The following is a 13840-nucleotide window of genomic DNA, read 5'->3' as shown; positions in this document are numbered from 1 at the left end:
GGGGAGGCCCCACCCAAGGACTCACGGCCGCCTTGCGATCGCACGCACCGGACGACGCTCCTTACGGGGCAAACATTGCCGGTCACGGCACTAGCCGAGCGCCTGCGTCAGGTCGGCGATCAGGTCGTCGGCGGACTCGATGCCGACGGAGAGCCGGACAAGGTCGGCCGGCACCTCCAGCGGGGACCCGGCCGCCGAGGCGTGCGTCATGCGGCCCGGGTGCTCCACGAGGGACTCGACGCCGCCCAGCGACTCACCGAGGGTGAACAGCTTCGCCCGGTTGCAGACGTGGACCGCCGCGTCCTCGCCGCCCACGACGCGGAAGGACACCATGCCGCCGAAGGCCTTCATCTGCTTGGCGGCGACCTCATGGCCCGGGTGCTCGGGCAGCCCCGGGTAGAGGACCTGGGTGACCTTGGGGTGCCGGGTCAGCAGATCGACGATCTTCGTGGCGTTCTCGCAGTGCCGGTCCATGCGGACCGCGAGGGTCTTGATACCGCGCAGCACCAGCCAGGCGTCGAACGGTCCGGCGACCGCGCCCATCGCGTTCTGGTGGTACGCCAACTCCTCCGCCAGTTCCGGGTCGTTGACGATCAGTGCGCCGCCGACGACGTCCGAGTGGCCGCCCATGTACTTCGTGGTGGAGTGCACCACGACGTCGGCGCCCAGGGCGAGGGGCTGCTGAAGGTAGGGGCTGGCGAAGGTGTTGTCGACGACCAGTCGCGCACCCGCCGCGCGGGCCACACCGGCGATCGCGGCGATGTCGGTGATGCCGAGCAGCGGGTTGGACGGGGTCTCCACCCAGATCGCCTTGGTGCGCGGGGTGATCGCCGCCCGTACCGCCGTCACGTCCGAGGTGTCGGCGACCGAGAAGTCCACGCCCCACCGCGAGACGACCTTCGCGAACAGCCGGAACGTGCCGCCGTAGGCGTCGTTCGGGATGACCACATGGTCGCCGGGGGTGAGCAGCGTACGGAGCAGGCAGTCCTCGGCGGCGAGGCCGGAGGCGAAGGCGAGTCCGCGGCGGCCTCCCTCCAGGGCCGCGAGGTTGTCCTCCAGGGCGGTACGGGTCGGGTTGGCGCTGCGGCTGTACTCGTAGCCGCCGCGCAGTCCGCCCACGCCGTCCTGCTTGTACGTGGACACCTGGTAAATGGGCGGTACAACGGCGCCGGTGAGTGGATCGGCAGTGTTTCCCGCGTGGATCGCGAGAGTCTCGAAGCTGGGCTGGTCGCTCATGGGGCCCGAGCGTAGTTCGTCTCGAGGGCGCTCACCGGGCTATCGGGCCGTCCGGTGACAATGGGGGCATGGAGATTCTCTGGTTCCTGATCGCACTGTGCATGCTCGCCGCGGTCATCGGCCCCTTCGTGCTGCGCCGCCGCGGCGGTATCCGTCAGGTCGCGCCCGGTTCGCCGGACGCCGCCGATCCGGACACCTACGGCTTTGTGCGCCAGGAAGAGCTGGACATCCGGCTGCCCGGCCCGGACCAGGATCTTCTCGATGTGCTCGATGTCGTGCAGCGTTCCCAGGACTGGCGGGCGGCTTCGCAGTTGCTGGCCGGTACGCCCAAGGAGGACGAGGTGCGGTGGCAGCGGGTGCAGGCGTTCGCCGGTGCCGCCTCGCTGGAGCTGGCGCAGCAGCCCGGTGCCGGTGGTACGTGGCTGCGCAAGTGGCGGGCGGATGCGCCGAAGGACGCGGGCGGTGCGGCGGTGCACGCCGAATTCCTGGTGCAGCAGGCGTGGCGTTCGTCGACCGCGGGGACGGACGACTTCCGGATCATCCTGGAGGAGGCCCGTACGGTCTGTGGCGAGGCGGCGCTGCTGGCGCCGGGCGACCCCGTTCCGTACCTCGTCGAGCTGGCGGTCTCCCGTGGACTCGGTTACTCGCACGAGGAGTTCGACCAGCTCTGGGCGAAGGTGATCGACCGCGCCCCGGCCCACATGGGCGCGCACATCGCCGCGCTGCACTACTGGTGCGAGAAGTGGCACGGATCCCGCGAGGAGGCCGACCGCTTCGCCACCACGGCCGCCGCCCGCGCCCCGCAGGGCTCACTGCTGGCCGCGCTGCCGCTCTTCGCGGTGTACGAGCATCTGCCCGAGGTCAATCTCGTGCAGGGCTTCTACCGGGGCGCGGTGGTGACCAAGGCGGTCGAGGGCGCCCTGTTCGCGGTGCACGCGGCCCGCGCCGACGACCCGATGCTCGCGCACGTCCGCCATCTGCTGGTGCTGTTCCTGGTCCGGATGGAGCGCTGGTCGGAAGCGATGAACCAGCTCGTCCACATCGACGGCCATGTGGGTGCGCTGCCGTGGACGCAGAGCCCCGACCCGGCGGCCGAGTACACGGTCTACCGGGCCCTGGCGGTCGCGGGCTACGAGGCGAACGGCGGCAGCCCGGCGACGCTGCCTCGGTAGCCGGACTGACAGCCGGGCGGAATCCGTGGCGCCCCCGCCGCGTTGTACGCACTGCACACCCACCCCAGGAGGAGCCCCCGCATGTTCCTGCAACGCCGCACCCCGCAGCTCCCCACCCCTGAGGAGGCCCTGAAGGGCCGCCCCACCCCCGAGTTCACCGTCCCGTCCCACCACACGGTCCTCGGCAACCCGCTGCTGGGCCCGTATCCGGAGGGTCTGGAGGTCGCGGACTTCGCGCTGGGCTGTTTCTGGGGCGCCGAGCGCAAGTTCTGGCAGACGGACGGCGTCTGGACGACGCTCGTCGGCTACCAGGGCGGCTACACGGAGAACCCCGCGTACGAAGAGGTCTGCTCGGGCCTGACCGGCCACACGGAAGCGGTCCGCGTCGTCTTCGACCCGAAGACGGTCTCGTATGCCGAGCTCCTGAAGCTGTTCTGGGAGTCCCACGACCCGACCCAGGGCTTCCGGCAGGGCAATGACGTCGGTACGCAGTACCGCTCGGCGATCTACACCCACTCCCCCGAGCAGGCGGCAGCCGTGGCGGCCTCCCGCGAGGCATACCAGAAGGTCCTCACGGGCTCCGGCTACGGCGAGATCACCACGGAGATCCTTCCGGCGGAGGGGCGCACGTTCTGGCCGGCCGAGGCGTACCACCAGCAGTACCTCGACCGCAACATTAACGGCTACTGCGGCATCGGCGGCACGGGCGTGGCCTGCCCCATCGGCATCACTGAGGCTCCTGGAGACGAGTAACTCACGGCCCGGTGCAGCCTCCTACTCAGCTGCGCTGTACCGGGCATGGAACGCCTCGTACACCTCACGGCAGTCGGCAGCCATCTGTCGTTGCTCGGCTGCGGTGAGTGGCTGGATCGTCCCGATGTCTTCGGGAATGCGCTTCTTGCTCATGTGCATGACGTGCTTGCTTGCAAGATCCCACCATTCACCGAGGCGCTTCCCGGCTTCAGTGTCGGCCTGCCAGCCAGGTACGAGATCTACGGCACGGAGATCTTTCGGCTCTCGCCCCTTGATCAAGAAGTCGGCCACGAGCCGCACGTTGACCATGAAGGACTCGATGCAGGCAATCTCAACCGCACGCGGCTCGATCGGCAGTCGGCCCGTGACGTAGTCCACCAGACCGTCGATCTGCCCGATGGCCTGCTGAACTATGCCGATCGCCCGACGTTCCGGCAGAAGTTGGGCATTCCACCACTCAGGTGAGGGTCCTCTGTCATTCATGCAGGGAGCATAAGCGCGCGACCTTCGAGCGGTCTGCCGATCAGTTCTGGTCGAACGCGTAGACACGCAGCGCATCGAGATGCAGCTCGTAGGGGCCATAACAATCAGCGGTGAGCGTGGCCACCCGGGCGCCACAGGGACAGGCACGGTTGAGTCCGCTGTCGCCGGACGGACCGCAGCATCCGCCGCTGTTCTCCCACCCCGGCAGCGGCTGCAGGTCGGGCGCGTCTTCGGGGTGGATCACGACATTGTTGCGCGGCCCGGCCGAGACCATTTCCACGCCTTCCTCGCACCGCCAGGGCCCACGCGGCTGCGCAGGCCCGCCGTTTTCCTGGTCGGGATGCGGCACGTACGGAGCGCCCCAGGGTTCGGTCTCGATCGCGTAGTGCCCTTGCGGCAGTGTGGCCAGCGCCAGCCGGCTCTCCTTGTCCCGTTCTTCGTCGTCGGACACCGAGGGAACGGCAGGCAAAGGCGTCAGGTTTGGCGTGAGGCTGCCACCGCACTTGGCACACAGGAAAACGGTCATGCTGCCGTTGTAGCCGCCGCGCACGTCCCAACGCATCCTCGATTCCAAGCGGGAAGGCTGCTTTCCTGTTCTGGAAAGGATCAGCGCTTGACCCCGCCGTGGCTGGCTCGGGAGCATCGAACGCGACAGGCATACGCCGACATGTGGGGGCAAGGATGCTGCGGAAGCTGTCCGGTGACCCGGAGTGCAGGAACGGAACGTGCCCAACCCTGTGGGGCACCGAGAGCGCCAAAGACTACGTGGTTCAGGGCTACGTCATCACCGACCCCGAGCGGCTGGCACAGCTCGACCTGCCCGAAGGTGAGACTGCCGTCGTGGTCCCTGCAGCCGTCCTGGAGGAGTACATCCGTGCTCAGCGGTGAGGAGTTCGGCCGACTCTTCGAAACCTTCGAGCAGACCGCGTTCCGGCTGGAGACGTTCAGCGTCTACGACGTGGAGGAGGAGCGCGAGGAGTTCGAACGCTTCCTAGCCGGCAGGGACATGGGCCCTGACTGGGAAGACAACCCGTGGGTACGGTCGATGACCGACAAGGGCAAGCAGGTCTCGCGCGTCCATGTGCTCAGGTCTCCGCTGACCGACTACCTGCGGTACGAACTGGCCGCCTACCCAGGCAACATCACGGCCGGCGAAACCATCGGGATCATCGACCTGTCAGAACTGACCGTGACCAGCCTGCCGGATCACGATTTCTGGTTGTTCGATGACCAGTCGGTGTATCAGATGCACTACACGCCGGACGGCGCGTTCATCGGCGCCGAGCTGCTCCCTGCCCACAGACTTGCCGAGTATCAGCACTACCGAGACCGCGCCTTGGCCGAAGCGGTGCCGTTCGCGGACTACTGGGAGCGGCACCACTGACCGCCGACTCGATCGGGAAAGCCCTGCGGGCACTGCGCGACGCATCCGGACTCACGGGTGACTCGGTGGCCCGCAGGGCTTCCATGTCTGCCTGGAAGCTGTCGAAGATCGAGAACGGCAAGGTGCGGCCGACCGTCCAGGACGTGGACCTCGTCCTCACCGCCATAGGCGTCAGCCAAGAGGTCAAGGAAGAGTTCCTGGCGGCAGCCCGCGCTGAAGCCACCGAGGCCACCGCATGGCGCCTGCTGCGCCGCATGGGCCCCTGGAAGCATCAGAAGACCATCCGGGCCATCGAGGCCGGCACCACCACGCTCAGGCTCTTCCAGGGCCAGCTCATCCCTGGGCTCCTCCAGACCCCTGAGTACGCCTCTGCCGTCTTCTCCCTACCTCCCGCGCTACCGGAGGAGACCAGGGCCAAGACCGTGGCGGCCCGCCTCGAACGGCAATCTGTCCTGTACCAGCCAGGCAGGTCCTTCCACTTCCTGATCTGCGAGCACGTACTCCGGTGGCGCATCAGCGAGCCCGTGGTCATGGCGCTTCAGCTGGACCGGCTCGTGTCCGTGTCCCGTCTGCCCAACGTCTCGCTGGGTGTCGTGCCGTCCGACCGCCGGATGCCCGACTTCCCCATGACCTGCTTCAGCCTCCACGACGACCGGCTCGTCATCGTGGAAACGTTCCATTCCGAGGTCACAACCCGCGACCCGAAGGACGTACAGCTCTACCTCGACACGTTCGAACGGTTCGCCGCGGTGGCGGTCTACGACGATGCCATGAGAACCCTGGTCGAAGGCATCCGGGACGGATTCTTGCCCCAACAGGAAAGGTCCTAGAGCAAGCTGCTCAGCGGGTGAAGCATCGTCGGTGCCGACACCCGAGGGAGGGAATCCCAGTGAGCAGCCCCCGCACCACGATGGACCCGCCGGTTCAACTGTCCCTCCCCCGCACACCCCCTGGACCTTCACCGGGTTGTGGTGTTTGCGCTGCGCTCGCGAAGCAGCGCACAGCGGCGCACGGCGACGGGGACCTGTCCGCCGTCTCGGACTGCAACGTCGAGTTGGCCGCGCACCCCAAGAAGCACCCCGGGGTGCGGTAGTGGACATGCAGACCTGGCGTGACGGACGCACAGCGGCCCTGAACGCCTCCAAGGCTATGCGCGAGGTGCTCGCGGCTCTGGGCCTGCCGGAGAGCTCCTACGCGGCGATACGGCCGCAGGTGACCCCGAGAGGTCAGCCGCTCGTGCACGTGGGCTCGATCCCCGCCGCTCACGTCGAGCAGATCGCGGAGGCGCTGCGCGGCACTCGGGCACACGCGAGCGGGACAGCGGTGCCCTTCCCATCTGAATCAAGGAGGACCAGATGACCGACCTGTACAGCCTCGACATCGACGGAGCCCAGTTCAGCAAGGCGTGTGGAGGCAACACCCACCCGGACGGCGAGGCGTGCGTGACCCTCGCGAAGATCGGGCCGGACGCGTGGGCCATGGGCGACAGCAAGCGCCCGGACGCCGAGCCGCTGCGCTTCACCACGGCCGAGCTGGACGCGGCGGGTATCGACCCCGTCCGGTTCGACCTCTCCGCCTGATCCACAGCACCACCTGAACTGACGGCCCCGCCCTCACGCCGACGGGTGGGGCCGTCGTCATCTCGCGGAACGGAGCATCGGTGCACCACCACGGTTACGCATGGGTGGGGGAGAAGAAGACGTTCGACAGGGAGAGCGTCCGCAGACCGGCCGGCCAAGCCCCGACCACAAGCAGCGAGAAGGAGGTACTCGACCGGTACCGAGAAGCCGTGGCCGTGTTCCCGACTACCGACGTGCCCCCGATCCAGACAGCGCACTGGCTCATGAAACCGCCCTCGCTGATCAGAGGGGCATGGGAGGAGCCCAAGGACGCGTGCGCAGCGCCCCGACCGGTCGGCGGCCAGGGTGCGCCCGGCAGCCGGGGACTCAGGGATCACGCAGTGGCCGCGAAGCCACGCTCGCCCATTCCGGCCACGAAGGCAGCCCACGCCCCGGCACCGAAGATCAGCACCGGACCGCTTGCCGCCTTGCTGTCTCGCACAGGAACGGCGCCCTGCACGTCGGCAACCTCGACGCACTGACCGTTACCGCTGCTGTAGCTACTCGTCCGCCATGCCAACTCGGTGAGGTCGTACTGCACTTCCGAATTCGTGACGGTGAGGTGGAGTCTCGGGCGGCCATGCCCACACACGAGAGACCCCGGCGACGGTGGTAGCCGTCCCGGGGCGCGGCCAACGCTTTGAAGGAGCGTCGACATGCGCAACCTTATCGCCCGGTTCTTCGAACCGGCGTTCCTGTTCCTGGGGTTACATTGGCGCAAGCCACCGGTTCACGGGGCAGCCCCCCGACCGGACTTCCCGCCCGTCGCGGCCGGTCCCCGTCGTCTCCTGGTGTGCCGATCCGCTATGCCGGTCGAAATGACCCCCCGCCCGCCTGATGGCCCGTACTCCCAAGCCGCGTACGACCGTTGGGAGCGTGCGGAGAACCGACTCCGGCGCGAGCGGCGGCGGGCGCTCTGGCTGGCGCTGCACGGCATCGACATGGGTCCCCGCGTCATCCATGGGGTGGTGGTGTGGTGATGGACTCCGAGGTGTGGGATGGGGCGGATTTTCCGGCCCGGCGGTCGCCGCTCGTCTACCCGCCGTGTGAGTGTGGCGCGGCTGAGTGCCCCGATCGCCTCAACCAGCCTGGTCAGGGCAAGGCGCGTGAGACATGCCGTCCGATGGAGCTTGATAGTCCTGTGCTCCAGGACCTTCGGGCTCGCGTCCGTGATGAGAACGACCGGCGGCGCAAGTTCGGGAGGTTGCAGTGAACGCCCGAGGGATCAATCCGCCCGCCGCGTCGTCTGCCATGCAGCATCGAGCCCGCCCGCCTGAAGTGCAGGGCCCACCAAGGGTGTTCACCTCCTGGCGGCAGTTGAAGCCTGGTCAGGTGGTGTTCGATCGGGTCAAGGAGATGCCTTGCATGGTGATGCAGGCCAGGGGCACCCGCGTCGTGCTCGTGCGGCCGGGTGGTCAGCCGTGGGAAGTGGAGTTGCGGCAGCTTTCTCCAGGCACCGCCTACCACCATCGGCAACTCGATGCTTTGGCCGCTCACGTCGCAAATCAGCGTAGAGGCCAGTAGAGCAGCCTCTGCGCTGGATCAGAGCCCTGCGAAGGGTCCAGGCCCCGCCCCCGGTCAGGTGGTGCGGCGGGGCCCCATGAGTTCCCGCCCGGCCGTTACGTAGGCGGCGGGCGGGTCAGTGAATGCATTGCACCACTCAACAGAGAGGAACGCAGCATGACGTGACACCGGCCCGGCCGCAGGGAGCGGCCGGGCCGGAGCGGGATCAGATCGTCCGGATCAGATCAGCCCCTGCGCGAGCATCGCGTCCGCGACCAGTTCGAAGCCGGCGATGTTGGCGCCGACCACGTAGTTGCCGGGGCTGCCGTAGCGCTCCGCGGTGGTGTAGCACGAGTCGTGGATGTGGCGCATGATCTGCGCGAGCCGCTCCTCGGTGTGGGCGAACGTCCAGGAGTCGCGTGAGGCGTTCTGCTGCATCTCCAGGGCGCTGGTGGCCACGCCGCCCGCGTTGGCGGCCTTGCCGGGGGCGAAGGCGACGCCCGCTTCCTGGAGGACGCGCACGGCCTCCGGCGTGGTGGGCATGTTGGCGCCCTCGGCGACCGCCTTCACCCCGTTGCGCACAAGGGCCAGGGCGTCGGTCTCGTGCAGTTCGTTCTGGGTGGCGCAGGGCAGGGCCACGTCACAGGGGACGTTCCAGACGCCGGTGCCGGGGACGTACCTGACGTGTTCGCCGCGGCGCTCCGCGTACTCGGAGACCCGGCCGCGGCCGGCCTCCTTGATCTCCTTGAGCAGAGCGAGGTCGATGCCCTTCTCGTCCACGATGTACCCGTTGGAGTCGGAGCAGGTCACCACGGTCGCGCCGAGCTGCTGGGCCTTCTCGATCGCGTAGATCGCGACATTGCCCGAACCCGAGACCGCGATGCGCTGCCCGTCGAGGGACTCGCCCCGGCTGCGAAGCATCTCGGCGGTGAAGAGTACACAGCCGTACCCGGTCGCCTCGGTGCGCGCCTGGGCGCCGCCCCAGCCCAGTCCCTTTCCGGTGAGTACTCCGGATTCGTAACGGTTGGTGATCCGCTTGTACTGGCCGAACAGGTAGCCGATCTCGCGGCCACCGACGCCGATGTCACCGGCGGGGACATCGGTGTACTCACCCAGGTGGCGGTGGAGTTCGGTCATGAACGACTGGCAGAACCGCATGATCTCGGCGTCGGAGCGGCCCTTCGGGTCGAAGTCCGCACCGCCCTTGCCGCCGCCGATGGGCATGCCGGTGAGCGCGTTCTTGAAGATCTGCTCGAAGCCGAGGAACTTCACGATGCCGAGGTTGACCGAGGGGTGGAAGCGCAGCCCGCCCTTGTACGGCCCGAGCGAGCTGCTGAACTCGACCCGGAAGCCGCGGTTCACATGGATGTCGCCGGAGTCGTCCGACCACGGCACGCGGAAGATGAGCTGGCGCTCCGGCTCGCAGACGCGCTCGATGATCCGGGCATCCACGAACTCCGGCCGCTTCGCGAGGACGGGGCCGAGGGTCTCCAGGACCTCCCGTACCGCCTGGTGGAACTCCTTCTCGCCCTGGTTGCGGCGGAGAATCTCCGCGTACAGCGGCTCGATGACGCGGCTCGCGGTGACGTGCGGGCTTACTTGTTCAGGGGTGGTCTGCATCTGATCAAGACCTTCCATGGGTCGGCATCGCGCGCGAAGGTGCCCCGGCCGGGGGGCACCAGCGGTCCCCCTCCCCATTGAGGTCGTCGCCCAGACATCGCACGCTCTGCGGCTCACGGAAGCGACGTACAGAACCGTTGTGGCATATCGATTGTCCCAGTGACACCGAAAGATCTTCCACGGTATCCGCATAGTGGGCGCCCAGCCGTGCCGGAGCTCATGCGTCGGACGGGCGGCGCAGCATCCACAGCCTCGCTGCGGACGCGAGGACGACCACGCCGGAGACGACGCTCAGCGCGATGTGCAGGCCGTTGTCCTCCATGAAGAAGTTCAGGGAGACGTTTGCCGCGATCGCCGCGCAGAGCACGATCCAGAGCAGTGCTTTCATGGGTGTTTCCTCCGTGGTTGGCGTGATGGATCCATTCTCCGGGAACGTATCCGTTGCTACGAGGGGACGGTCTCCCGGAACCGTGGTGTAGCCAGCTCCACCATCGCGCGGACGCGGGGCGTTCACCGTTGGGTTCGGACGGTCCCGTTAGGGTTTGCGAGGTGGGGATCACCGAGGGGACTGAGACGCGCGAACGGGCCGGCGCCGGTGTGCGCCGGGCGGCCACGGATCCGGACTGGGCGCGGTGGTGGGTGCCGGGTCTCGCGGTGCTGGTCGTCGTGCCGTTGTATCTCGTGTGGGCGCTGGTGCTGGCCACCGGCGGCGGTGATCTGGCGGCGCAGTTCGCGTGGGCCGGGTTCGCGTCCCGGCATCCGGCGTCCGCGTACAACCTCTCTTGGTACGGCGGGATGCACACCGTCAACTACAGCCTGCTGACGCCGCCGCTCATGGCGGTGTTCGGGGTGCGGACCGTCACCGTCGCCGCCGGGCTCTGCGGGTCGTGGGCACTGGGGCGGCTCTGTGTGCGGACCGGGGTGCGGTGGCCGGCCGCGGTCTCGGTGCTGGGGTCGTTGGTGCTCTGGTGCAATGTCGCGTCCGGGCGTACGACGTTCGCGCTGGGCGTGGCGGTCGGGCTGGCCGCGCTGTTGTATGTACGGAGCCGTGGGGGCGTCGCCGCCGGCTGCGCGGCGCTGGCGACGGCGGTGAGTCCGGTGGCGGGGCTGTTCCTGGTGGTGGTGGGTGCGGCGTACGGGCTCGACCGGCAGTGGCGGCGGGCGACCGTGCTCCTCGTACCGCCGTTCGTGGTGGTGGCGGCGACAACAGTGCTGTTCCCGTTCACGGGTGAACAGCCGATGCCCGTGGGGAAGCTGTGGATGCCGTTGGCCGCCTGCGCGACCCTGTGGCTCGCGGCGCCGCGCGAGGGCGGCTGGCGGGTGGTCCGGTTTGGGAGCGTGGTGTACGCGGCCGGTGTCCTACTGACCTTCCTGATCCCCTCGCCCATCGGGACGAATGTGGAGCGGCTGGTGGGGGTGGCCGGGCCGCCCGTGCTGCTCGCGGCGGCGCTGGCCACCCTGGCGGGCTGGGCGCGGGGCGGCCGGCTGCTGCGGGTGCGGGCGGTCGCGCTCGTCGGGATGCTCGCGTTCAACACCGGCTGGCTGATCAACAAGACCGATGACGATCTGCGGGTCTCCAGCACCGTGCCCGCCTGGGCGGCGCACACCGACGGTGTGGTCGCCGAGCTGCACAGGCTCGGTGCCGAACGGACCCGGGTGGAGGTCGTACCAGCCCGCAATCACCGGGAGGCGGCCGTGCTCGCGCCACATGTGAACATGGCGCGCGGCTGGAACCGGCAGCTCGATGTGGAGCGCGGGCGGCTGTTCTACGGGGGAAAGCCGACCCCGGCGTCGTACCGCGCCTGGCTGGACCGGTGGGGCGTGGGCCTCGTGGTGCTGCACAGCGGCAGGCCGGACGGCCCGGCGGAGGCGGAGGCGGAGATCGTCCGGCGCGGGACCGACTGGCTGGAACCGGTGTGGCAGGACGCGGAGTGGCGGATCTACCGGGTGCGGGGCGCCGTCCCGCTGGTCTCCGCGCCGGGTGCTGTCGTACGCGGTGACGACGCCTCTCTGGTGGTACGGATGCCTGCCGCCGGGTCGGTGACGGTACGGATCGCGTACTCGCCCTGGCTGCGGGCCGACGGCGGCGGGTGCGTACGGCGGGACGGCGAGTGGACGCGGCTCACGGTGGAGCGGGGCGGCGAGTACCGGCTGGACTCGCGCTACCGGCTGTGGCCGTTCGATTCCTGCTGAGAGGGGCTCAGGGTTCGGTCGGTGACGCCGAGGTTCTGGCGCATCAGTTCCCGCATGGTGTCGAGGCAGGGATCGGCCGCTCGCAGCTCCTCCAGGGCCCGCTCGACGCTTTCGCCGTCACGGGCGCGCCCCCGGTCGAGGCGTTTGACGGCGGCGTCACCTGCGGCAAGGACCCGGTTGAGGTGCGGGATGCCTGCAGTATCCGTTCCGGGACGGTCATCTGCGCCTCGGCGTAGCGGTCGCGGTGGTCGAGGCGGGCCTCTTCGAGCTGGGTGCGTTCCTGCTCCGTGTAGACGTCGTCGCGGATACGGTGCAGGGCGTCCCCGCCTGCGAACGCCGAAGGCGGCGGCGCCGCGGATCCGAGGGGATCCGGGTGCCGCCGCCTTCGTACGGGATTCGCTACTGCGGGATTCGGGAGGGGGGTGCGTGCGGGTCAGGCCTGGGAGCCCGCCGTCCACTGCGCCCAGCTCATGTTCCAGCCGTTGAGGCCGTTGTCGGGGGTGATGGTCCTGTCCGGGGAGTTCTTGACGATGACCACGTCGCCGACGAGGGAGTTGTTGTAGAACCAGGCGGCGGGCTGGTTGGCGTCGCCCGCGCCCTTCACGTCGGCGAGGCCGACACAGCCGTGGCTGGTGTTGGCGCTGCCGAAGATCGACCGCGCGCCCCAGTAGTTGCCGTGGAGGAAGGTGCCCGAGGTGGACAGCCGCATGGCGTGCGGCACGTCCTTGATGTCGTACTCACCCTTGCCGTCGGAGTCGGTGAAGCCGACCGTCGCACCGTTCATCCGGGTCTCCTTGAACTTCTCGGAGATCACCATCTGCCCGTTGTACGTGGGGTTGTCGGGGGAGCCGGAAGAGATCGGGATGGTCTTGATCGTCTTGCCGTCCTGGGTGACGGTCATCATCTTGGTGGCGGCGTCGACCGTCGAGACCTGGTTGCGGCCGACCTTGAAGGTGACCGTCTTCTGCTGCACACCGAAGACGCCGTCCGCACCCTCGACACCGTCCAGCGCGAGCTTCAGCGTGACGGTGGAGCCGCCCTGCCAGTACTGCTCGGGGCGCAGGTCGAGACGCTGGGAGTTGAACCAGTGGCCGACGACTTCCTGACCACTGCTGGACGTCACGGTGACTGCGTCCTGGACGGCCTTCTTGTCCGTGATCGGCTTGTTGAAGTTGATCGAGACCGGCATGCCGACGCCGACCGTGGAGCCGTCCTCGGGCGTGAAATTGCCTATGAAGCTGTTGGCGGGCGACACGGTGGCGAACGAGGAGTTCTCGTGCGCCTCGCGGCCCTTGGAGTCCTTGGCCGCCGCATTGATCTTGTACGTGGTCGAGCGCTCCAGCTGGACGTCCGGCTTCCAGCTCTTGCCGTCGGCGGCGAGCGTGCCCTTGACGGTCGCGCCGGCCGACGTGGTCATGGTGACCTGGGACAGCGTGCCCTTGGCGACGGTGACCTTGGCGTCGTTGTTGATGCTCGCGTTGGTCGCGCCGTTCTTCGGCGAGATCGTGATCTGCGCTTCCGACGCGTCCTGGGCAGCCGCCTTGTCGACCTCGGCCGCCTGCGACTTCTTCGAGCTCTCGGCGCTGCCGCCGCCGTCGTTGCAGGCAGTGAGCATCAGAACACCACCGAGCAGTGCGGACGCGGCCATCAGGCCCTTGCGCCGCTTGCTGTCCGTCATCACACGCTTCTCCATCGTTGCCTAATCCCCAAAAACCCCGAGCAGAGCCGCCGACGACCGGCGTAACCCATCAATGTTCCTAGAACCCATGGAAAGGGTCCTCCGTTCCACATCCAAGGAGATGTGGGGAACAACACTCATCGACGCATCCGCGTCGGCGGTGGTTCCCGGCGCCGGTCGCGTATAAGCGACCGGTACG

The 13840-nt window shown here is 68.4% G+C and carries 16 protein-coding genes; 10 read left to right on the top strand and 6 right to left on the bottom strand.

Annotation, left to right across the window (positions count from 1 at the left end):
* Positions 1 to 90: 90 nt before the first annotated feature.
* Positions 91 to 1236, bottom strand: coding sequence for a cystathionine gamma-synthase (locus ABTZ94_RS30640; protein ID WP_351205562.1), 1146 nt, complete (start codon positions 1234 to 1236; stop codon positions 91 to 93).
* Positions 1237 to 1304: 68 nt separating this feature from the next.
* Between ABTZ94_RS30640 and ABTZ94_RS30635 the strand changes: the two genes are divergently transcribed.
* From ABTZ94_RS30635 to ABTZ94_RS30625, 3 genes are all read left to right on the top strand, one after another.
* On the top strand, positions 1305 to 2408 hold the full coding sequence (locus ABTZ94_RS30635; protein ID WP_351205560.1) for a hypothetical protein: 1104 nt from the start codon (positions 1305 to 1307) through the stop codon (positions 2406 to 2408).
* A gap of 81 nt (positions 2409 to 2489) precedes the next feature.
* The gene (gene msrA, locus ABTZ94_RS30630; RefSeq protein WP_351205558.1) at positions 2490 to 3161 is read left to right on the top strand and encodes a peptide-methionine (S)-S-oxide reductase MsrA; all 672 of its coding nucleotides are present in this window, start codon (positions 2490 to 2492) and stop codon (positions 3159 to 3161) included.
* Positions 3162 to 3206: 45 nt separating this feature from the next.
* Positions 3207 to 3626 carry a hypothetical protein gene (locus ABTZ94_RS30625; protein WP_351205556.1) on the top strand — a complete coding sequence of 140 codons (420 nt, stop codon included), beginning with the start codon at positions 3207 to 3209 and terminating at the stop codon, positions 3624 to 3626.
* 58 nt (positions 3627 to 3684) lie between these two features.
* Here the strand turns inward: ABTZ94_RS30625 and ABTZ94_RS30620 are convergent, their stop codons facing one another.
* Complete coding sequence (locus ABTZ94_RS30620; RefSeq protein WP_351205554.1) at positions 3685 to 4194, bottom strand: hypothetical protein; 510 nt, start codon at positions 4192 to 4194, stop codon at positions 3685 to 3687.
* Positions 4195 to 4325: 131 nt separating this feature from the next.
* On the opposite strand from ABTZ94_RS30620, the gene ABTZ94_RS30615 reads away from it, so the two are divergent.
* The 4 genes from ABTZ94_RS30615 (at position 4326) to ABTZ94_RS30600 (ending at position 6608) form a co-directional block, all read left to right on the top strand.
* Complete coding sequence (locus ABTZ94_RS30615; RefSeq protein ID WP_351205552.1) at positions 4326 to 4532, top strand: hypothetical protein; 207 nt, start codon at positions 4326 to 4328, stop codon at positions 4530 to 4532.
* Positions 4519 to 5028: a DUF6879 family protein gene (locus ABTZ94_RS30610; protein WP_351205549.1), complete on the top strand. Its 510-nt coding sequence runs from the start codon at positions 4519 to 4521 to the stop codon at positions 5026 to 5028. Before ABTZ94_RS30615 ends, ABTZ94_RS30610 begins: the two co-directional genes overlap by 14 nt.
* Positions 5029 to 5051: 23 nt before the next feature.
* The gene (locus ABTZ94_RS30605) at positions 5052 to 5858 is read left to right on the top strand and encodes a helix-turn-helix domain-containing protein (RefSeq protein ID WP_502967339.1); all 807 of its coding nucleotides are present in this window, start codon (positions 5052 to 5054) and stop codon (positions 5856 to 5858) included.
* 525 nt (positions 5859 to 6383) lie between these two features.
* Complete coding sequence (locus ABTZ94_RS30600) at positions 6384 to 6608, top strand: DUF397 domain-containing protein (RefSeq protein ID WP_351205547.1); 225 nt, start codon at positions 6384 to 6386, stop codon at positions 6606 to 6608.
* A 373-nt stretch (positions 6609 to 6981) separates the two neighbouring features.
* On the opposite strand, the gene ABTZ94_RS30595 is transcribed toward ABTZ94_RS30600, so the two are convergent.
* Complete coding sequence (locus ABTZ94_RS30595) at positions 6982 to 7188, bottom strand: DUF397 domain-containing protein (RefSeq protein WP_351205545.1); 207 nt, start codon at positions 7186 to 7188, stop codon at positions 6982 to 6984.
* A 277-nt stretch (positions 7189 to 7465) separates the two neighbouring features.
* Here ABTZ94_RS30595 and ABTZ94_RS30590 point away from each other — a divergent pair, with 277 nt between their 5' ends.
* Positions 7466 to 7627, top strand: coding sequence for a hypothetical protein (locus ABTZ94_RS30590; protein ID WP_351205543.1), 162 nt, complete (start codon positions 7466 to 7468; stop codon positions 7625 to 7627).
* A 763-nt stretch (positions 7628 to 8390) separates the two neighbouring features.
* Here the strand turns inward: ABTZ94_RS30590 and gdhA are convergent.
* The gene (gdhA, locus tag ABTZ94_RS30585; RefSeq protein WP_351205541.1) at positions 8391 to 9770 is read right to left on the bottom strand and encodes an NADP-specific glutamate dehydrogenase; all 1380 of its coding nucleotides are present in this window, start codon (positions 9768 to 9770) and stop codon (positions 8391 to 8393) included.
* Between the two features lie 217 nt (positions 9771 to 9987).
* Entirely contained in the window at positions 9988 to 10158 is a 171-nt protein-coding gene (locus ABTZ94_RS30580; RefSeq protein WP_351205539.1) for a hypothetical protein, read from the bottom strand.
* A 251-nt stretch (positions 10159 to 10409) separates the two neighbouring features.
* Between ABTZ94_RS30580 and ABTZ94_RS30575 the strand changes: the two genes are divergently transcribed.
* Both ABTZ94_RS30575 and ABTZ94_RS30570 read left to right on the top strand, forming a co-directional pair.
* Positions 10410 to 11963, top strand: a complete 1554-nt coding sequence (locus tag ABTZ94_RS30575; protein WP_351205564.1) for a DUF8823 domain-containing protein — start codon at positions 10410 to 10412, stop codon at positions 11961 to 11963.
* Positions 11942 to 12199: a hypothetical protein gene (locus ABTZ94_RS30570; RefSeq protein WP_351205537.1), complete on the top strand. Its 258-nt coding sequence runs from the start codon at positions 11942 to 11944 to the stop codon at positions 12197 to 12199. The genes ABTZ94_RS30575 and ABTZ94_RS30570 overlap by 22 nt, the downstream gene beginning before the upstream one ends.
* A 197-nt stretch (positions 12200 to 12396) precedes the next feature.
* On the opposite strand, the gene ABTZ94_RS30565 is transcribed toward ABTZ94_RS30570, so the two are convergent.
* Positions 12397 to 13656, bottom strand: coding sequence for a L,D-transpeptidase (locus tag ABTZ94_RS30565; protein WP_351205535.1), 1260 nt, complete (start codon positions 13654 to 13656; stop codon positions 12397 to 12399).
* Positions 13657 to 13840: the final 184 nt, after the last annotated feature.

It is taken from the genome of Streptomyces sp. NPDC002785 (assembly GCF_040295565.1).
GTDB lineage: Bacteria > Actinomycetota > Actinomycetes > Streptomycetales > Streptomycetaceae > Streptomyces.
Note: the sequence above shows the minus strand (reverse complement) of the source record. Positions and strands in the feature narration are given on the sequence as shown.